Annotated in this window: 20 protein-coding genes; 10 read left to right on the top strand and 10 right to left on the bottom strand. The window is 64.8% G+C overall.

Going from position 1 to position 17,636, the window contains the following annotated elements; genetic code table 11:
• Window positions 1-61 precede the first annotated feature (61 nt).
• Together ABIB99_RS13420 and ABIB99_RS13415 are read right to left on the bottom strand one after the other, a co-directional pair.
• Complete coding sequence (locus ABIB99_RS13420; protein WP_063986055.1) at window positions 62-787, bottom strand: outer membrane protein; 726 nt, start codon at window positions 785-787, stop codon at window positions 62-64.
• A gap of 224 nt (window positions 788-1,011) precedes the next feature.
• Window positions 1,012-1,332, bottom strand: coding sequence for a hypothetical protein (locus ABIB99_RS13415; protein WP_354176134.1), 321 nt, complete (start codon window positions 1,330-1,332; stop codon window positions 1,012-1,014).
• A 120-nt stretch (window positions 1,333-1,452) separates the two neighbouring features.
• On the opposite strand from ABIB99_RS13415, the gene ABIB99_RS13410 reads away from it, so the two are divergent.
• Complete coding sequence (locus ABIB99_RS13410; protein ID WP_354176133.1) at window positions 1,453-1,794, top strand: hypothetical protein; 342 nt, start codon at window positions 1,453-1,455, stop codon at window positions 1,792-1,794.
• Between the two features lie 126 nt (window positions 1,795-1,920).
• On the top strand, window positions 1,921-2,208 hold the full coding sequence (locus ABIB99_RS13405; protein ID WP_071917770.1) for a hypothetical protein: 288 nt from the start codon (window positions 1,921-1,923) through the stop codon (window positions 2,206-2,208).
• Window positions 2,209-2,238: 30 nt separating this feature from the next.
• On the opposite strand, the gene ABIB99_RS13400 is transcribed toward ABIB99_RS13405, so the two are convergent.
• The 3 genes from ABIB99_RS13400 to ABIB99_RS13390 all read right to left on the bottom strand — a co-directional run bounded on the left by ABIB99_RS13400 (window position 2,239) and on the right by ABIB99_RS13390 (window position 3,658).
• Window positions 2,239-3,174, bottom strand: a complete 936-nt coding sequence (locus tag ABIB99_RS13400) for an AEC family transporter (RefSeq protein ID WP_071916872.1) — start codon at window positions 3,172-3,174, stop codon at window positions 2,239-2,241.
• A gap of 104 nt (window positions 3,175-3,278) precedes the next feature.
• Window positions 3,279-3,488 carry a hypothetical protein gene (locus tag ABIB99_RS13395; RefSeq protein ID WP_028148688.1) on the bottom strand — a complete coding sequence of 70 codons (210 nt, stop codon included), beginning with the start codon at window positions 3,486-3,488 and terminating at the stop codon, window positions 3,279-3,281.
• A complete protein-coding gene (locus tag ABIB99_RS13390) occupies window positions 3,485-3,658 on the bottom strand; it encodes a hypothetical protein (protein ID WP_167768152.1) in 174 nt (57 codons plus the stop codon). The genes ABIB99_RS13395 and ABIB99_RS13390 overlap by 4 nt, the downstream gene beginning before the upstream one ends.
• Before the next feature lie 446 nt (window positions 3,659-4,104).
• Here ABIB99_RS13390 and ABIB99_RS44500 point away from each other — a divergent pair, with 446 nt between their 5' ends.
• Window positions 4,105-4,377 (top strand): hypothetical protein, encoded by a 273-nt coding sequence (locus tag ABIB99_RS44500; protein ID WP_502917497.1) that lies wholly within the window; start codon window positions 4,105-4,107, stop codon window positions 4,375-4,377.
• Between the two features lie 18 nt (window positions 4,378-4,395).
• On the opposite strand, the gene ABIB99_RS13385 is transcribed toward ABIB99_RS44500, so the two are convergent.
• The 4 genes from ABIB99_RS13385 to ABIB99_RS13370 form a co-directional block, all read right to left on the bottom strand.
• Complete coding sequence (locus ABIB99_RS13385) at window positions 4,396-6,015, bottom strand: ABC transporter ATP-binding protein (RefSeq protein ID WP_354176205.1); 1,620 nt, start codon at window positions 6,013-6,015, stop codon at window positions 4,396-4,398.
• 2 nt (window positions 6,016-6,017) lie between these two features.
• Window positions 6,018-6,857, bottom strand: a complete 840-nt coding sequence (locus ABIB99_RS13380; RefSeq protein ID WP_028148686.1) for an ABC transporter permease — start codon at window positions 6,855-6,857, stop codon at window positions 6,018-6,020.
• Window positions 6,854-7,825: an ABC transporter permease gene (locus tag ABIB99_RS13375; RefSeq protein ID WP_354176131.1), complete on the bottom strand. Its 972-nt coding sequence runs from the start codon at window positions 7,823-7,825 to the stop codon at window positions 6,854-6,856. The genes ABIB99_RS13380 and ABIB99_RS13375 overlap by 4 nt, the downstream gene beginning before the upstream one ends.
• Window positions 7,826-8,062: 237 nt before the next feature.
• Entirely contained in the window at window positions 8,063-9,613 is a 1,551-nt protein-coding gene (locus tag ABIB99_RS13370) for an ABC transporter substrate-binding protein (RefSeq protein ID WP_063980796.1), read from the bottom strand.
• A 215-nt stretch (window positions 9,614-9,828) separates the two neighbouring features.
• Here ABIB99_RS13370 and ABIB99_RS13365 point away from each other — a divergent pair, with 215 nt between their 5' ends.
• From ABIB99_RS13365 to ABIB99_RS13345, 5 genes are all read left to right on the top strand, one after another.
• Window positions 9,829-10,467 (top strand): TetR/AcrR family transcriptional regulator, encoded by a 639-nt coding sequence (locus ABIB99_RS13365; RefSeq protein WP_063980797.1) that lies wholly within the window; start codon window positions 9,829-9,831, stop codon window positions 10,465-10,467.
• Between the two features lie 253 nt (window positions 10,468-10,720).
• Window positions 10,721-11,383, top strand: coding sequence for a DUF3313 domain-containing protein (locus tag ABIB99_RS13360; RefSeq protein ID WP_166345642.1), 663 nt, complete (start codon window positions 10,721-10,723; stop codon window positions 11,381-11,383).
• Between the two features lie 32 nt (window positions 11,384-11,415).
• Window positions 11,416-11,985 (top strand): DUF2147 domain-containing protein, encoded by a 570-nt coding sequence (locus ABIB99_RS13355; protein WP_063986058.1) that lies wholly within the window; start codon window positions 11,416-11,418, stop codon window positions 11,983-11,985.
• A 193-nt stretch (window positions 11,986-12,178) separates the two neighbouring features.
• Window positions 12,179-13,111, top strand: coding sequence for a helix-turn-helix domain-containing protein (locus tag ABIB99_RS13350; protein ID WP_063980799.1), 933 nt, complete (start codon window positions 12,179-12,181; stop codon window positions 13,109-13,111).
• Window positions 13,112-13,206: 95 nt separating this feature from the next.
• Complete coding sequence (locus ABIB99_RS13345; RefSeq protein WP_354176130.1) at window positions 13,207-14,451, top strand: acyl-CoA dehydrogenase family protein; 1,245 nt, start codon at window positions 13,207-13,209, stop codon at window positions 14,449-14,451.
• Between the two features lie 56 nt (window positions 14,452-14,507).
• Here ABIB99_RS13345 and ABIB99_RS13340 read toward each other — a convergent pair whose 3' ends face one another.
• Complete coding sequence (locus tag ABIB99_RS13340; protein ID WP_354176129.1) at window positions 14,508-16,058, bottom strand: winged helix-turn-helix domain-containing protein; 1,551 nt, start codon at window positions 16,056-16,058, stop codon at window positions 14,508-14,510.
• Between the two features lie 133 nt (window positions 16,059-16,191).
• Here ABIB99_RS13340 and mddA point away from each other — a divergent pair, with 133 nt between their 5' ends.
• Both mddA and ABIB99_RS13330 read left to right on the top strand, forming a co-directional pair.
• Window positions 16,192-16,974: a methanethiol S-methyltransferase gene (mddA, locus tag ABIB99_RS13335; RefSeq protein ID WP_354176128.1), complete on the top strand. Its 783-nt coding sequence runs from the start codon at window positions 16,192-16,194 to the stop codon at window positions 16,972-16,974.
• A gap of 213 nt (window positions 16,975-17,187) precedes the next feature.
• A complete protein-coding gene (locus ABIB99_RS13330) occupies window positions 17,188-17,610 on the top strand; it encodes a GFA family protein (RefSeq protein ID WP_354113410.1) in 423 nt (140 codons plus the stop codon).
• Window positions 17,611-17,636 lie beyond the last annotated feature (26 nt).

Raw genomic sequence — 17,636 nt, 5'->3', positions numbered from 1 at the left:
AAAAAAGAAAGGGCCGGCAGAATTGCCGGCCCTTGATTGCGAAGAGATTTTTGAGGCGCGATCAGTAGCGCGCGACCGCCGAATTGGCCCAGTTGAAGCGGTAGTTGACGCCCGCCTTGAAGGTGTGGTCGTCGGTCGTGAAGTTGCCGGTGCCCACCAGCGGGCCCGCGGTGAAGTGGGCGTCGCCGAAATTGTAGTACTGGTACTCGGCCTTGGCCGACCAGTTCGGGGCGAACATGTATTCGAGGCCGGCGCCGACGGTGTAGCCGTTGCGGTGATCGCCATCGATGATGAAGCCCGTCGGCACGCCGCCAATCGTCACCTTCTCGTTGTTGTCCGAATAGGCGTAGCCGCCCTTCACGTAGAGCAGGCCCGGACCCCAGGTGTAGCCGACGCGGCCGGTGATCGAGCCGAGGCCACGCTGGTCGTTGCTGTAGGCGACGCCGCCCGGGAACGCCGCGCCGACGCTGCCGGAGAGCCAGGAATACTGGCCTTCGACGCCGACCAAGAAGTTCGGGTTGAACTGCCAGTCAGCACCGACCTGCACGCCGCCAAGGAAACGGCCGTTGCCGTTGTTGCCGGTGGAGAGGCCGTTGAAATTGTTGTCGCTGGAGAACGCGCCGCCGACATGGCCGCCGACATAGAAGCCCGTCCAGTTGTAGATCGGCGCGGCATAAGCCGGCGCGGGCGCCTTGTAGTAGTTGCGGTTGCCGAGATCGGCGCCGACGGCCGGCGCGGCAGCGCCCACCACGAGCAGCCCAACGGTCGCAAACAAAATCTTCTTCATCGTCTTGAACTCCAGCACTTTGGTCCCCGGCAGGCGCGCTGTCCGCGCCGTCGTTGGTTTTGCAGATAGCTCGCTTTTGACGAAAATGCTGTCACATCCGTGGCACAGCGACAGCCAACCTAACTTATTGGGCTGTAAATGATTTTCGTGCTTAATGGCGGCTTAAGAAGTGGTGAAGGAAGGCTTAACGTCGCACGTCTCGGGTAACTTGCGCGCGTCTCTCGTTAACCAAGACGCCGCCGCGCCTCATCGCGCATCTGCGCGCGGAAGGCCGCGCGCCTTGCAGGCCGGTCTTCCTCGCGTACGTCGTGGCGATCGAAGACGTCGAACTTCTCCATGATCGGATAGCGCTCGCTGGCCATCGCGAGCACGCGCAGCACCTTGGTCGCGGACGGCGTCGGGCCACGGACCTCCCAGCGCCGGATGGTATCGGCGCCGCCCTGCGCCGGCAGTCCGCAAAGCTTGGCCATGTCGGCCGCGGTGAGCTTGCGCTCGAGGGCATCGGAAAGGTCGTTGCGGAGCTGCTTCAGTTCGGGGCCGGTCATGCTGCTTGCGTCCAGGGAAGTCACTGAAGGCGATGCACTAGCGCTGATTCGGGTCCATCCGAAGGCGGGTGGTCGTGATAGTGTGTCCATGCCGGTCGAGCATCAGCGAGGCGAAATCGCATGCCTGTGTTCAAGCTGCCCCTGTCGGGGAATGTCGTCCAGTCCATTTATCCGTCGTTCTTCAGCCCCACCGGCGGCCAGTTCGGCCTCGTCAACATCACGGTGGGGCAATCCTCGGCGCCAGATGTCGAGAAGGACGTGCTGTCGGATGTCGCCGGTTACGGCAAACAGATCGGACAGATCGCGGACGCGCTGCTGGCCGTGGTCGAGCATCTGGAGTCGCGGCCCGACCACGCGCTCGCTGACGATCCGGCGATCGCCGCCTTCAAGGCGCTGATGCACTCTGTCGCGACAATCAAGGAGCGACATGGCCGCAAGGCATGTCGTCCGAAGCGACGATGACCACGGCAGCGGTGCCTGGGTCAGGCACATTCGGGCGTGCACGAAGTTATGAACGGGTGCCCATGGAAATTCCGCGTTGAATGAACACATGGCACAGTGGGCTCGCAGCCAATGAAGGGAACCGCCATGACAAGCATCAAACCCGCCATTGCCGCACTCATCACCGTCGGACTGCTTGCCGCGCCCTTCGCAGCCGAAGCGAAGAAGGCCCGGCCGAGCCGGCATCACTACAGCACGGGCGTGGTCGCCCCGACCTATGGCGCCGCCGCATTGCCGGTCGCGCAGCCCAGGACCTCTTACGGGTCGTCCGGACAGACGGTCGGGACGGTCACGGCGCCCTCGATCGGATCGTACAATTGGCCGTCGGTCGGCGTGACCAATTCGGTGCCGACCTGGAGCAACACCACGAGATAGAGAACACGCCGCCAGGCGCGCCGGCGACTGTCAACGCACACCCGGCGCGAGGCCTGAGAGCAGGTAGAGCGCGACCAGCAATGTCGCGACCGACAGCATCGTCGTGACCGAGACGGTGGCCGCGACCAGCTTCTCCTCGACCTTGTGCTCGTGCGCCAGCACATAGACGGTCTTCGCCGTCGGCACGGCCGCGCATATGACGGCGGCGACCGTGTAGAGCGGGTTGAGGCCAGTGACCACGCAAAGTCCGTAGACGATCAGCGGCATCACCACCAGCTTCACGGTCGCGAGCGCGAACGATGCTTTCAGGTTGGATCGCAGGCCGTCGACCGACAGGCCAAGCCCGATGGCAAACAGTGCGCAGGGCGTGAGCGCGGCGGCAATGATGTTCAGATAGGCCGCGACCGGCGCCGGAATCGGCAAGCCCGTGATCGCCCAGACGAGACCGATCAGCGTCGACAGCACCATCGGATTGAGCAGGATCTGCTTCACCAGCCCGGTGGAATGCGAAGGGCCGCGCACGTCCCTTTCCAGCAGGATGACCGTGAGCGGAAACATCACGCCGGCGACGAACACCGTCGCCACCGCGGCAGGCAAGACGGCGGGCTGGCCGTAGATCGCGTGCAGGATCGGGAGCGCCACGAAGCCGGTATTGGTCATGGCCGCCGCCATGCCATGGATCGTGCTGCTGGCGAGGTCGTGCTTGCCGCCCGCGCGGACCGCCAGGAAGACCAGCGCGAAGCAGAGGAGGGAGCCGCCGCCGAAAGCGAGCAGGAAGCGCCATTCCAGCAGGTTGCGCGCCGGCTCCTGGGCGATCGTGACGATCAGCAGCGCGGGCATTGCCACGTTGTAGGCAAAATGCACCAGCGCGTCCGCAAGCGAGCGGGAGAGATAACCGAGTTCGCCGGCAAGCCAGCCGGTGACGATGATTGCGAACACGGGAAGAACGAGGCTGGCGACCTCCATCCGGCGTCCCCCTCTGCCAAGCAGCGTCGCCATTCTAGCCTGGCGATGCATGCTCGTCACGGTTCAACTGGATGGCGCCGTCCTTGACCAGACGGCCTGTGGCCTCAGGCGCCCCTGCCGGTCTGTTGACCGAACACGCAGCGCCATCCAGCCAGGCGTTCGGCCGGATGCTGGTTCATCCATTCGGCGAGCTGCGGCGCGCCCATCAGGCAGGACTGCATCGAGACGTTGGCGAAGTCCGAGGTGGTGACGATCTGCTCGTGACAATTTGCCGGGGAGGAGAGGCTGCACAGCACCGCGATGATCTTGATCACGCCAGATTTCCTGCGTCGCCGTTGGCCGCGCGGCCGATCGTCGCCTTGCCCTGCGGCTCGCCGCTCGGATCAGCCGGCGGAAAAATGCTGTCGTAGATCGCGCGTGCCTCCTGAATGAGGCGAACGCGCTCGCGCTCGGATTTCGAGACAAACTGAATAACCTGGCCCATGTCGGCTCCAATGGATCGGAAATCCATCATCAGATGATGGAAATCATTCCATGCGAATCTGGGGTGTCGGCCTCTGTTTCGCATCTGTGCGGACGGTCACGGGGGATAAAAAGCCCGTGAGTGTTCCGGCGCGCGAAGAGGAGCGGAATACCTTAGCCATGAGCTGGCGTGACGTTGCCAGTGCGCGCTGCTTGCGTGCCGGGACCGCTGCAAGCACGGCACACATGCGAGCATCCTCCGGTGCGGCGGCGAGCCAAGGCGCTGGGAGTGCGCCCCTGTTCGGTTGGAGCTGCTCGTCGCGCCATCGTGATGGAGCGTCAGGCCCTGCAGTGTGATCGTATTGCGGCACATTTTCGCGCGCGTGGAGTTGTAAGATTGCTCAGTGCACGAGTGGTTCGACGAGCGAACGGCCGACGCGACTGAGAGACCGCCCGAAAGGATTAGCCATGACAAGAACGAGACGCTCGATTGCGGTACTTATCGCGGTCGGATTTACGGCATCGCCATTCGCTGCAGGCGCGCAGACGTCTGCGGCGGGCACCCAAAGCAACACGGGCGGTCTTTCCGGAGCGCCAGCAACGCAAGGCACAACTTATGGAAGCTCCGGACAGACCGTCGGGACCGTCACTGCGCCGTCGGTCGGAACGTCTAATCAACCATCGGTCGGCGTGACCAACTCAGTCCCGACCTGGAAGAACACCAACCCTCCGGCCAAGTAGCAACCACGATCGGCCGACTTACGCCGCCGGCGCGCGTTCCTTCTGCCCGGGCACCGCCGCCAGCAGCTCGCGCGTATAGGCGTGCTCCGGCGCGGCGAACAGTTGTGCGGTCGGCTTCAGCTCGACGATGGCGCCGCGCTGCATCACCGCGATGCGGTCGCAGATCTGCGCCGCGACGCGCAGATCGTGGGTGATGAACAGCATCGAGAGGCCAAGGCGCGCCTTGAGGTCTTCGAGCAGTCGCAACACCTGCGCCTGCACGGAGACGTCGAGCGCGGAGACGGCTTCGTCGGCGACGATGATCTCGGGTTCGAGCGCGAGCGCGCGCGCAATGCCGATGCGCTGACGCTGGCCGCCGGAGAATTCATGCGGGTAGCGGTCGAGCGCGCCGGCGTCCAGTCCGACCATCTTGAGGAGATCGCGGGCGCGGTCGAACGCCACTTTCGGATCGATGCCGGCTGCGATCGGACCGTCGGCGATGATGTGCCCGACCTTGCGGCGCGGATTGAGCGAGGCGAACGGATCCTGAAAGATCATCTGGATGCGATGGCGCTCGGCGCGGAGCGCCTTGCCCGACAGCGAGGTGAGATCGGTCTCGCCGATCCGCACCGTGCCGCGGTCGGCTTCGATCAGTCGCATCACCAGACGCGCTACCGACGATTTGCCGGAGCCGGATTCGCCGACGAGGCCGAGCGTCTCGCCCTTGAGGATGTTGAAGTTGACTTCGCGCGCGGCATCGACGCGGCGGTCGTCGCGAAACCAACCGCCTGATGTGACGTAGGTCTTGTCCAGCCCGATCACCTCGACGGCCCTGGCCTGGTCATCGAGCGGCTCGCGCGCCGGCGGGTCCATCGACGGCACGGCGGCGAGCAGCGCCTTGGTGTAGTCATGCTGCGGATTGTTGAAGACGGAGCTAGCGGGGCCTTCCTCGACGACCTTGCCATGCCTGAGCACCACGACCTGGTCGGCGATGTCGGCGACCACGCCGAAATCATGGGTGATGAACATCACCGCCATGTTGCGGTTGCGCTGGAGGTTGCGGATCAGTTTCAGGATCTGCGCCTGCGTGGTGACGTCGAGCGCGGTGGTGGGCTCGTCCGCGACCAGCACTGCGGGCTCGAGCGCGAGCGCCATCGCGATCATGGCGCGCTGGCGCTGGCCGCCGGAGAGTTGGTGCGGATAGGCGCGGACAATGCGCTCGGGGTCGGGCAGGCCGACCTCGCGCGCCAGCGATAGGGCCTTGGCGCGCCGCTCCTTCGGCGTCAGCAGGCCGTGGGCCTCGAACATCTCCGCCATCTGGTCGCCGATCCGCATCAACGGATTGAGCGCGGTCATCGGCTCCTGAAAAATCATCGCGAGGCGGCGGCCGCGCAGATCGCGCCAGCCGTCGTCGTCGAGCTTGAGCAGGTCGCGGCCTTCGAACTGGATCTCGCCGGAGGTGACGGTGACCGTATCAGGCAGAAGGCCCATCAGCGCATGCGCGCACATCGACTTGCCGGAGCCGGATTCGCCGACGACGCAGACGATCTTGCCGGGCCGCAAATCCAGCGAAACGCCGTCGACCGCGAACGGACGCTCGGCGCCCTTGGGCAGCGCGATCCGCAGATTCTTGATCGAGACGGCGGGCGGGGCGGTCATCATCAGCGGCCCTCCCGCGACAGGCGCGGATTGAGCGCGTCGTTGAGGCCTTCGCCGATCAGGTTCAGCCCGAGCACCGAGATCAGAATGGCGACGCCGGGAAACACGGTGATCCACCAGGCCTGGCGGATCACGGTGCGGCCGGCGCCGACCATGTAGCCCCAGGAAATCAGATTGGGATCGCCGAGCCCGAGGAACGCCAGCGAGGATTCCAGCAGGATGGCGGTCGCCACCATCAGCGAGGCCAGCACGATCACCGGCGACAGCGCGTTGGGCAGGATCTCGCGCAGGATGATCCAGGTGTTGCTCTGGCCCGTGACCACCGCGGCCTGGACATATTCGCGCGTGCGCAGCGACAGCACCTCGCCGCGCACGAGGCGGGCGACCGGCGGCCAGCTCACCACCGCGATCGAGGCCACGATCGAATAGATCGAGGGCTGGAGGATCGCGACCAGCACGATCGCGAGCGCAAAGCTCGGAATGGTCTGGAAGAACTCGGTGAAGCGCATCAGGGCGTCGTCGACCTTGCCGCCGAAATAGCCGGCCATGGCGCCAATGGGAACGCCGACGACCAGCGCGACCAGCGTTGAGACGAGACCCACCAGCAGCGAGACGCGCGCGCCAAAGATCATGCCGGCGAACACGTCGCGGCCGAGCGCGTCGGTGCCGAGTGGCACGGTCGAGAGCGTGAAGGGCGGCAGGAACGGCCGCTGCACCATGCGCCAGGGTGAATTCGGGAACAGCATCGGCCCGAACACCGCGATCGAGATCGCAAGGACAAGGATGACGAGCCCGACGACGCCGCTCGGGCTCTTCAGCATCGATTTCCAGAACTGTTTCATGAAGCGAATTCGATGCGCGGGTCGACCAGGCGGTAGACGAGGTCGGTGATGAGGTTGAAGATCAGCACCATGGCGGAGCAGATCACGAAGACGCCGAGCAGGAGGTTGTAGTCGCGCTGGAGCAGCGCGTCGTACATCAGACGCCCGATGCCGGGCCAGGCGAATACGGTCTCGGTGATGACGGCGCCGCCGATCAGCGTGCCGGAATGCACACCGGCCAGCGTCACGACCGGCAGCAGTGCGTTGCGCAGCACGTGGCGACGCTGGATCACGGCATCGGAAAGGCCCTTGGCGCGCGCGGTCTTGACGAAGTCGAGGCGCTTCACCTCCAGCATCGAAGCGCGCGTCATGCGGGTATAGGTCGCCATGAAGAACAGGCCGAGCGTCATCGCCGGCATGATCAGGTGCTTTGCGACGTCGGCTGCGTGGGCAATGCCGGTGAGGTTGGCGCCGACGGTCTCGTAGCCGAAGCTCGGCAGCCAATCCATGGTGACCGAGAACAGGAGGATTCCCATCAGCGCCACCCAGAAGATCGGCATGGCGTAGAAGATCAGCGCGAACACGGTGATGGCCGTGTCGAGGAAGGTTCCGGCAAAGCGCGCGGCGAAGGTGCCGAAGAGAACGCCGAGCATGAGCGAGATCGCGAATGCGGTCAGTGTCAGCAGCAGCGTCGCCGGCAGCCGCTCGCCGATCAGCTTCACGACCGGCGCCTGCTGGCGGAAGGAGAAGCCGAGGTCGAGCGTGACGACGCCCTTGACGTAGATGAAGAGCTGCTCGGGCAGCGGCTTGTCGAGGCCGAACTTTTCCCGGAGCTGCTTGACGAAGACCTGGTCACTGGCACCGGCCTCGCCCGCCATCACGACCGCGGGGTCGCCGGGCGCAAGCCGGATCAGGAAGAAATTGAGAACGACGATCGCGAGCAGGACGATCACGCCCTTCACGATACGCTGAGCGACGAAGGAGAGCATATTAGAGAGTCATCTCTTGTAGCGTGACCTGGAGCCACGGAGACACTGGGCTCCCTCGCCCCGCTCTTGTCCGCCGAAGCCTCGACGAAGGCGGATGCGGGGAGAGGGTTGGGGTGAGGGGGACTCTCCGCGGGGACGGTGATAGTTGGACTCGCGGAGACTCCCCGTCACCCGAATGTGCGCTATGCGCACATTCGACCTCTCCCCGCGAGCGGGGAGAGGTGAAGAGGGCAGTCATCACTTGTCCAGCCATGCGTCCTTGAAGCCGTCATTGACGCCGATCCCCGTGGTGATCAGGTTCTTGACCTTGCAGCGGGTGATGGTCGGGAATTGCAGTTCGAGCATCCAGGCCACCGGCACGTCCTCGACCAGGATTTTTTGCGCCTTCTCGTAGATCTCCTTGCGCTTCGAGTCCGGCGTCGCGGTCGCGCCGTCGGCGAACAGCTTGTCGATCTCCGGGTTGGAGTAGCCCTCGACGTTGTTGAAGACCTGCCCCTTGGCGATGTTGCTGGAGATATAATTGCGGCCGACGCCGAGCGCGGGATCGCCATACTGGTAGAGATAGGTGAAGGCGATGTCGTAGTCCCAGTCGCCGATCTTCTGGTTGCCGCCGGCAACGTCGGTGGCGATCGTCTCGATGTTCATGCCGACGTCCTGGAGGTTCTGCTTCACGGCTTCACCCCAGCGCTGCCAGGTCTCGCCATAGGCGAGCGGCAGCAGGCGGATCTTCTCGCCCTTGTAGCCGGCTTCCTTCAGCAGCGCCTTGGCCTTGGCCGGATCGTAAGGGTATTTCGGCACGTCGTCGGTGTAGAACCTTATGGTCGAGGCGGACGGGCCTGTCGCCACCTTGCCGAGCCCGTTCCAGATCACGTCCTTGGCGAAATCGCGGTCGATCGCGAACATGATCGCCTGCCGCACCCGCTTGTCGGCGAGCGGACCCTGGCGGTTGTTGAGCCATAGCCAGGCGAGCGGCGAGAAGAACTCCCAGCCGGCGCCGGTGACGCAGGTGTCCTTCAGCTTGGACAGCCGCGGCACGTCGAAATTCTCGACCGAGCCGCCGGGCAGCACGTCGACCTTGCCGGTCTCGTACGCCACCGAGCGCGCGGCGGCGTCGGGAATGATCTGCCAGTAGATCTCGTCGAGATAGGGCTTGCCCTTTTCGTGGTAGTTCGGGTTCTTGACCAGGCGGATGAACGAGCCCTTCTGCCACTCCTTGAACATGAAGGGGCCGGTGCCGACCGGCGCGTTGTTGTAGGGGTTGGTCTTCCAGTCGGTGCCTTCATAGAGATGCTTCGGCACCATCGGCATCGAGCCGACCTCGAAGATGCCGAGGAACGGTCCGAACGGCTGCTTCAGCGTGAACACCACCGTATAGTCGTCCGGCGTCTCGATCTTGTCGACCTGCGCCAGATTGGTGCGGGCACGCGCATGCGTCTGCTTCAGCATCTCCATCGAGAACAGGACGTCGGCGGCGGTGAAGGGCTTGCCGTCATGCCAGGTCACGCCCTTCTTGAGCTTGAAGGTGTAGGTCTTGGCGTCCTCGCTGACGCTCCAGCTTTCGGCAAGCTCCGGCAGCGGCTCGAGCTTGGGGCTGTAGCGCAGCAGGCCCTCGAAGATGTTGCCCGAGACCATTTGAGTCGGGCCGTTCTGGACCTGCGCAAGCATCAGGCCGGGCGGCTCGGGCTGGATCACGGCGTTGATCACGCCCCCCGTCCTCGGCTCTTGCGCCAGCGCCGAGGCCGTGAGGCCGCAAGCCAGGAGGGCACCAAGCAACACTCGTTTTGGCATGTCGTATCTTTCTCAAGCGAGACCGGCCGAGAACGCTTCGCACGTCATGGCGCGCAAAGCTCCGGCCGGCCCATCCCAGTCCCCATCCGGTATCGAGGCTCACACAGTCTCATTCGGGGCCGCAAGATGAAAGTCTCGACAGTGTTCGCACAAAAAATGTACAGCGCGTCCTGTTTTCACTTGATTCATTGTCTTGTCACGGAGACAAGTCGGCCATGGACAATGCCAGCCGCTCCGAACGATCCCGTAACGCCGCACTCGAAGCGGCCATCGCGATCATCGCGCGCGCCGGGCCGGGCCGGCTGACGCTGGATGCGATCGCGCGCGAGAGCGGACTCAGCAAGGGCGGCGTGATGCATCAGTTCCGCACCAAAGAAGCGGTGCTGAAGGCGTTGCTCGACCGGCAGATGGCGCATTTCGAGGAGTTCGCCACCAGCACCATGGCAAAGGTGAGCGCGACCTCCGCGAATCCCAATCTGGCGACCCAGCTCGCGACCGTGCGCGAAGCGGCCACCTCGCCGAATTCTGCCGCGCTGGCGCTGGTTGCGGCCATGGTCGAGAATCCGAGCCTGATGGCGCTGCCGCGCGAGCGCGAGATGGAGAGGATGGCGGCGATCAGGGAAGAGGCCACTGATCCTGATCTCGCGATGCTGCGCTGGGCCGGCGCGATGGGACTCCTGCTGAGCTCGTTGTTCGGCATGTCACCGCTCAGCAAGGACGAGCACCAGCGGCTGTTCGCGCGTCTGCTCGACGACGCGCAGTGGACCGGCCTCGCGCAGCCGGGCGCCAAGCGCACCGCCAAATCCGGCGCGCCTTCGGCGGCAAAGGCCGCAACGCCGCGCAAGCGCGCCTGATTCATCGTTAACGATTTCCCGCCGATCGCTGCCCAAAGCCGCGCCTGCGGCCAAATGTGCCATGCCCGCGTTTTTGAACTTTACAAACCGTCTAGTCGGTTTTATAAATCGACACACTGAGACGACTCAAGGCTTCCGAGATGGCCCCGGACGAAGCCTTGGGTTGGCACTGGTGAGCGCCGCAGCCGCGTCTGGTCCCGTACGCGGCTGCGGTCGCCACTGCCTGGGCAGCAAGCCGCTAGAGGAGTCTGGAATGAATCGCTCGATCGCCCTGCGCGGTCTGGGAACGCTGCTGCTCGGCGCAGCCGTCGCGGGCTGCGCCACCGTCGCGCCCGTGCCGTATTCCGGGATGGCGTCCTCAGCCTACATGGCTCCGGACAAGTCGGACGCCTCCGGCCGCGTGCCCTACCGCTATTCCACGCCGGTCGACTGGCGCGCTTATAACAAAGTCATCCTCGAACCGGTCGTGGTCTATCGCGGCAGGGATCACCAGTTCGGCGACATGTCCGACAAGGACAAGGCGACGCTTGCCGCCTACATGCAGAACCGTTTCGCCGAGGGTCTGCGCGGCCGCTTCGCGCTGGTGCGCGAGCGTGGGCCGGAGACGCTGCGGATCAGGCTGACACTCACCGGCGCCGTCGCCAACACGCCGGTGCTCGGCACGCTCTCCCGCTTCGACGTCGCCGGCGCCGTCTACAACGGCGTGCAGGCCGCGCGCGACGGCGAAGGCACCATGACCGGCTCGGTCATCTACGGCGTCGAGATCTTCGACGCCGCCACCGCGCGCCTGCTCTCCGCCTACGTCACCAAGCAATACCCGGCTGCCTACGACATCAAGGCCACCGCCGGCGCGCTCGCCGCCGCCACCGCTGGCCTCGACAAGGGCGCCGACGCGCTGATGGCGCAATTGAACTGACGCCGCGACCCATCCAACGAAAGGTGCCGCAGATGAACATTGTCCTTCGCTTCGTGCTGCGCGTTGCGATCACGATCCTGATGATGGTGTTTGGCGGCCGCGCCGGCGCCGCGGCGCCGCCCGACCCCAGCGGCACCTGGCTCGTCCAGGACGGCCGCGCGCGCATCAGGCTCGAGCGCTGCGGGCCGTCGCGCGACCGCATCTGCGGCTTCATCGTCTGGATGAAGGAACCGGCCGACAAGCGCGGCCAGCCCTATCGCGACAAGGAGAATCCCGATCCCGACAAACGCGCCCGCGCGCTGCTCGGCCATCAGCTCATCATGGGTTTGCAGGCGACGCCGGAGGGACAGTTTGCCGGCGAGATCTACAATGCCGAGGACGGCAAATCCTATTCGGTCTCGCTGTGGCGCGACTCCGCCGATCGCCTCAAGCTCAGGGGTTGCCTGATCAAGTTCCTGTGCCAGACCCAGACCTGGCAGCAGACCCTCGACGTGCTGCCCGGCCAGCTCGTCGGCCTCACCGGCGATCTCAACGGCCCCCGCGCCGACAAGGAATGGGCCGCCGTGCCGGCACCGAAGCCGATACAGGCCAAAGCCAAGTAGCGGATTGCTTCTCTAACCATTCACGTGGTTTCCGGTACGCCGACGGCTGCACTCGCAATGACGACGTGATGGCGGTCGCATATTGCGCGCCTTCGAGATTTGACCGGTTGTTCGCCAAAAGCTATCCTTCCGTCCCGCTGGGTCGTCCAATCTGAATTTGCACGCGCGAATTCCTCGTTCCGGGGGCGCACCTATGGAATGGTCAGCCAAGCCCTCTCGTGCCGATCGGCCCTTCGGCAGTTGGGCCGACGATCTCGCTGCGGCCTTTGTCCGGCTCGAGCCGCGTAAAATCGCCGACCGTCCCTTCGAAGGTTCGATCGCGCGTACCGACGCTGCGTCGGTCCAGATTTCGCTGGTGAAAGCCACAGGGCACTGCGTTCTCCGGCTGCGGCCCCATATTGCGCGAAGCACGGACGATCTCTGCTTCGTCAATCTCCAGCTCGAGGGTCTGGGCCGCACGACGCAGCGGGGACACGAGCAGGTCTGTGCGCCCGGCGACCTCGCGGTCGCCGATACGACCGAGCCGTTCGAGATTGCCAACGGCCGCGACTTCCGCCTCTTTTGCTTTGCCGTGCCGCGGCGGCACCTGCCAAAGAGCTTTACGGATTCTCCGCGGCTTGCGTTGTCGAGGACGGAAAATGGCCGCGCGTTGTCGCGCACGCTCGCGGGCTATGCCGAGCTTTGCCTGGCAGCACCCGCCGTTGCGGCAAGCAGCGGCACGCATGTGGTCGAGCTGATCGCGCATGCACCGGAGATGCTGGGTGAAATGCCGGTTGCGCGCGTGAATGCGCCCGTGCTGCTGTCGATGATGCTCGACCATATCGACCGCCACAGCGACGATCCCGGTCTCGATGCCGAATTGCTTGCCCGGAAGTTCCGCTGCTCGGAGCGCTATGTGCACCGGTTGTTCGTCGCGACCGGCCGCTCCGTCGGCGAGCATGTCGGCGATCGGCGGATCCTGATCTGCGCCCGCGACCTGCTCGACGCGCAGCATCGTCACAAGACCATCTCCACGATCGCGTATGAGGCCGGCTTTTCCGACATCTCGCACTTCAACCGCCTCTTCAAGCGCAGCCACGGCCTCGCCCCGCGCGAATTTCGCAGGACGAAGGGGAAGGGCGAGTAGTTCACCTCCAGCCAAGAATTAGGTCGCTGCCGACCAAGATTTTCCGCCCTCGCTCGGCTCACCCTGGTGACCTGCCGGAGCGAGGGAGATGTTCGATGGCGATTGATTTCACGCTTTCACCTGCGCAGCGCGCGTTGCAGCTTCAATCGCGAAAATTCGCGGCGGAGGTCTTGGCCGGCGCCGGCAAGGCCGAGTTGCTGGCGACGCCGGAAGAGCGCTTCCTCGCGACGAAGCCGACCTATGAGGCGATGGTCGCTGCCGGTTATCTGCGCAAATGCATTCCGGCGCCGGCGGGCGGCGACAATGCCGGACTCATCGACATGGCGATCCTGGCGGAAGAATTCAACGCCGTGAATCCGAGCGTGACGCTGACCATGCTCGGCACGGTGCTCGGTCTGCTGCCAATTCTGCTTGGTGGCACCGCGGAGCAATGCGCCCGCCTGCTTGCACCGTTCCTGAAGACGAGCGGCGCTCCGCTTGCGGGCTTCTGCTCCTCGGAACCCGGCGGCAGCGCCAATGCTGCCGCGCCGCCGCCGGGCGAGGGCGTGCGCACCACCGCAAAACGCGAGCTCGGCAATTGGATCATCAACGGCCGCAAGAAATGGGTGTCGTCCGCCACCGGGTGGGATCGCAATGGCGCCGACGTGCTGTGCGTGGTGTGCCGGACCAATCCCGCCGCGCCACCGGAGCAGGGTGTCTCCATCATTGCGGTCGAAGGCCCGGTGCATGGCATCGTGTTCGAACGCGCCATTGATTCGATCGGCCACCGCGCTCACCTCGTGCCGGAATTCAGCCTGCGTGCCGTCACCGCGCCGCACGGCAATCTGCTCGGGCAGGAGGGGGGCGGCTTGATGCTGGCGTCCGCCGCCTTCACCGGCACGGCGGCGCTGGTCGGCATCTTCGGTGTCGCCCTGATGCGGGCCGCCTTCGACTTCGCACTGCATTTTGCCCGCACCGAGAAACGCGGCGGGGCACAGGCGATCATCGAGCATCAGGCGGTCGGCTATGCACTCGCCGATGCCAAGACCACTATCGAAGCCGCGCGCTACCTGAGCTGGCGGGCCTGCCATGCGCTCGATACGCAATCACCGGGCGCCGACGAGCTCGCGGTCCAGGCCAAGATCTTCGGCTCCGAAGCCGCGGTGCGGGTCATCACCGACCTGATGCGCGTGGTCGGCATCGACAGCTATGATCACGCGGCGCCGTTCGGCCGCTTGTTGCAGGACGCGTTGGCGCTGCCGATCTTCGACGGTGGCAACATGGGCATTCGGCGGCGCCAGCTCCACGCGATGCTGATGCGGCCCGATTACGATCCACTGACCGCGTGCGGAGGAGCCTGAGACGACGCGTCGTATCTGCATCCGCCCTTTGCGCATTTGCGGGGAGAGGGAGTTCTCTACCCCAACCCCGCGCGCCGGAATCCCTCCAGATAGTGCTCGCGATCGGCGTCACTGGCCCATGGCAGCTGCGTCGCGATCCAGTGCAGCGAGATGTTGGGCTGGGTACGGCGGAGTTCGCCCAGCGCCATCTCGGCCAGCGCGCAGTCGCCGGTCATGCCGGCGGACACCGCGAGCACGCGGTAGGCGCCGGTGAGGTCGCCGCGATGGCGGATCGCCTCGCGCGCCAGCGCGATCGCCTCGTCGTAATGCCGTTCGGTGAAGCGCGCATAGCCGGCAATGCCGTAATAGATCGCCAGCGACGGATCGCGCGGCGAGAGCCGGATCGCCCTCTGCGCCGCATCGAACGATTCCCCGGAACGACCGGCGTAGGACAGCGCCAGGGCGTAATAGCCCTGCGCCAGCGAGAAGTTCGGGTTGAGCGCGAGCGCCTGCTCGAACTCGGACAGCGCGTCGGAAAGCCTGCGCGTCGAGAAGAAGACGCTGCCGAGCGCGGCATGCGCCCAGGCATCCTCGTGGTCATGGCGCACCGCGGCGAGCGCGGCGGCCTCCGCGATCGGCACCGTCGTGGCAAGCTCCGCCCAGCCGAGATGGACGCCGAACATGTGGCTTGCCGCGAGCACGGACAGCGCCTGGCCATAGTTCGAGTCGATCGAAATGGCGCGTTCGAGCAATGCCTGCGCAGCCTTGTGGTCCTGCTGCGTCACTCGCCAGTAATGCGACAGCGCGCGCATCAACAGGTCCCAGGCATCGAGGCTCGCGGGCGGCTTGCGGTCGGCGCGAAAATTCTCGGCCGCGTGGATCTGCGGCTCGATCGCCGCGACGATCGCGTTGGTGATGTCGTCCTGCACGGCGAAGACGTCGACAAGCTCGCGGTCGTAGCGCTCGGCCCAGAGATGGCTGCCGGTGGTGGCGTCGTTGAGCTGCGCGGTGATGCGGACACGGTTGTCGACCTTGCGCACGCTGCCTTCGACGATGTAGCGGACGCCGAGCTCCTCGGCGATCTGCCTGATATGAACCGAGCGCCCCTTGTAGGTGAAGGACGAATTGCGGGCGATCACCATGAACCAGCGCTGCTTCGACAGCGCGGTGAGAATGTCCTCGCTGATCCCGTCGCCGAAATATTCCTGCGTGGGATCGCCGCTCATGTTCTCGAAGGCGAGCACCGCGATCGCCGGGCGGTCCATCACGGCGCGCACCGGGGCAGGGCCGGGTTCCACCGGCGCAAGCGTCGCTGCCACATCTTCCCGGACTTCGCCGACGAAGCGAAAGCCCTTGCGCGGGATCGTCTTGATCAGCCGCTGCGTCGCGCCGTCGTCGCCAAGCGCCTTGCGCGCGGCATTGATTCGGCTGTTCAGGGCGGAATCCGAGACGATGCGGTCGCTCCAGATCTGGCTGATCAGGTCATCCTTGCTGACCACACGGGCGCGTTGCGCGACCAGATAAAGCAGCAGATCGAACACTTGCGGCTGCAGCGGCACGGCCGCGCCGCTGCAGGTCAGTTCCCGCAGGTCGCCGTCGAGCACGTTGTTTTCAAAGAGAAATCGCACGTTTCTGTCGTCTCAAGCAAAAATCAAAGTGGTCTCAGGCGAAAATCAACCGTCCGTGAAAGTCAGGGGGTGTCCGATCCGGCATGGTGCGAACACTAAACAGTGCCGATGCCTCGGCACAACGGAGCGTTCTATGACCCAACTTGATCACCAGCTTCATTCCATCGGCCCGGAGGTTGCGGGCTCACGCATTTTCAAATTCATCGGCTTTCTGTACGGAATTGCGGCATATCTCGTGTTTTTCGTCACCATTCTCTACGCCATCGGCTTCGTCATGGGGCTGGTGGTGCCGAAGACCATCGACACCGGAACCGACACGCCGACGGCCGAAGCCGTCATCATCAATCTACTGCTGATGACGCTGTTCGCCGTTCAGCACAGCGTGATGGCGCGCAAGCAGTTCAAGGCGTGGTGGACGCAGTTCGTCCCCAAGCCGGTCGAGCGCTCGACCTACGTGCTGTTCGCGAGCCTGTCATTGCTGCTCCTGTTCTGGCAGTGGCGTCCGATGCCTACGGTCGTATGGGATGTCGGAAACCCGGATCTCGCCGTGACGCTGGTCACGCTGTCCCTCGCGGGCTGGGTGCTGGTGTTCGCCTCGACCTTCATCATCAATCACTTCGAATTGTTCGGATTGCACCAGGTGACCAACCATCTCGTGGGCAATGAGGCGGCGCCGCCGCGCTTCAAGACGCCGTTGTTCTACAAGTTCGTTCGTCATCCGATCTATCTCGGCTTCATCATCGCGTTCTGGGCGGCGCCGGTCATGACAGCGGGCCATCTGCTGTTCGCGGCCGTGACCACGCTCTACATCTTCGTCGGCATCGCGCTGGAGGAGCACGACCTCGTCGATCTCTTCGGCGACGAATACCGGCAGTACAAACAACGGGTGTCGATGCTTATTCCCTGGCGCAGATAGGTATAGCCGTAGCATCTTTCCGCCGCGTCCACCGAAAGGAGGACGCGCGGCGGAACCGAAGCGCGTAACGGACGTTGCCGGCCTCCAGCCTTCAACGTCCCTCGGGGTGATTCCCTCCGCTCCGACGCCTCTCCCCGCATCCGCCTTTGCCGGTTTATCGGCGAGCCGGAGCGGGGAGAGGAATTTCAACCTTCATCCAACGGAGACGACCCAATGAAACATGTCGGAAACTGCTTCTGTGGCGCGGTCACGATCGAGGTCACGGGCGAGCCGGCGGCGATGGGCTATTGCCATTGCCGCTCCTGTCGCTCGTGGTCGGGCGGACCGGTGAATGCCTTCAGCCTGTGGAAGCCGGAAGCCGTGCGCATCACCGAAGGCGCCCAGAACGTCGAGACTTTCGCCAAGACGCCGCTCAGCCAGCGCAAATATTGCAAGAAGTGCGGCGGTCATCTCATGACCAACCACCCGCCGCTCGACCTGATCGACGTCTTCACCGCCACCATCCCCACGCTCGGATTCACGCCCGGCGTCCACGTCAACTACGCCGAGACGGTGCTGCCGATGCGCGACGGCCTGCCGAAGCTGAAGGACTTTCCGGCCGAGTTCGGCGGCAGCGGCGAGATGATGCAGGAGTAGAGGTGCTCTTACCCTCCCCTGGAGGG

This window comes from Bradyrhizobium sp. LA6.1, from assembly GCF_040547805.1.
GTDB lineage: Bacteria > Pseudomonadota > Alphaproteobacteria > Rhizobiales > Xanthobacteraceae > Bradyrhizobium > Bradyrhizobium barranii.
Note: the sequence above shows the minus strand (reverse complement) of the source record. Positions and strands in the feature narration are given on the sequence as shown.

Excerpts from the sequence above, each read along its gene's own strand:
- ABIB99_RS13365 (WP_063980797.1), top strand. The coding sequence starts at position 9,829 with ATGGACAATGCCAGCCGCTCCGAACGATCCCGTAACGCCGCACTCGAA.
- ABIB99_RS13420 (WP_063986055.1), bottom strand. The coding sequence starts at position 787 with ATGAAGAAGATTTTGTTTGCGACCGTTGGGCTGCTCGTGGTGGGCGCT.
- ABIB99_RS13390 (WP_167768152.1), bottom strand. The coding sequence starts at position 3,658 with ATGGGCCAGGTTATTCAGTTTGTCTCGAAATCCGAGCGCGAGCGCGTT.
- ABIB99_RS13410 (WP_354176133.1), top strand. The coding sequence starts at position 1,453 with ATGCCTGTGTTCAAGCTGCCCCTGTCGGGGAATGTCGTCCAGTCCATT.
- ABIB99_RS13360 (WP_166345642.1), top strand. The coding sequence starts at position 10,721 with ATGAATCGCTCGATCGCCCTGCGCGGTCTGGGAACGCTGCTGCTCGGC.
- mddA (WP_354176128.1), top strand. The coding sequence starts at position 16,192 with ATGACCCAACTTGATCACCAGCTTCATTCCATCGGCCCGGAGGTTGCG.
- ABIB99_RS13355 (WP_063986058.1), top strand. The coding sequence starts at position 11,416 with ATGAACATTGTCCTTCGCTTCGTGCTGCGCGTTGCGATCACGATCCTG.
- ABIB99_RS13380 (WP_028148686.1), bottom strand. The coding sequence starts at position 6,857 with ATGAAACAGTTCTGGAAATCGATGCTGAAGAGCCCGAGCGGCGTCGTC.
- ABIB99_RS13385 (WP_354176205.1), bottom strand. The coding sequence starts at position 6,015 with ATGACCGCCCCGCCCGCCGTCTCGATCAAGAATCTGCGGATCGCGCTG.
- ABIB99_RS13370 (WP_063980796.1), bottom strand. The coding sequence starts at position 9,613 with ATGCCAAAACGAGTGTTGCTTGGTGCCCTCCTGGCTTGCGGCCTCACG.
- ABIB99_RS13400 (WP_071916872.1), bottom strand. The coding sequence starts at position 3,174 with ATGGAGGTCGCCAGCCTCGTTCTTCCCGTGTTCGCAATCATCGTCACC.
- ABIB99_RS13350 (WP_063980799.1), top strand. The coding sequence starts at position 12,179 with ATGGAATGGTCAGCCAAGCCCTCTCGTGCCGATCGGCCCTTCGGCAGT.
- ABIB99_RS13375 (WP_354176131.1), bottom strand. The coding sequence starts at position 7,825 with ATGCTCTCCTTCGTCGCTCAGCGTATCGTGAAGGGCGTGATCGTCCTG.
- ABIB99_RS13330 (WP_354113410.1), top strand. The coding sequence starts at position 17,188 with ATGAAACATGTCGGAAACTGCTTCTGTGGCGCGGTCACGATCGAGGTC.
- ABIB99_RS44500 (WP_502917497.1), top strand. The coding sequence starts at position 4,105 with ATGACAAGAACGAGACGCTCGATTGCGGTACTTATCGCGGTCGGATTT.
- ABIB99_RS13345 (WP_354176130.1), top strand. The coding sequence starts at position 13,207 with ATGGCGATTGATTTCACGCTTTCACCTGCGCAGCGCGCGTTGCAGCTT.
- ABIB99_RS13415 (WP_354176134.1), bottom strand. The coding sequence starts at position 1,332 with ATGACCGGCCCCGAACTGAAGCAGCTCCGCAACGACCTTTCCGATGCC.
- ABIB99_RS13405 (WP_071917770.1), top strand. The coding sequence starts at position 1,921 with ATGACAAGCATCAAACCCGCCATTGCCGCACTCATCACCGTCGGACTG.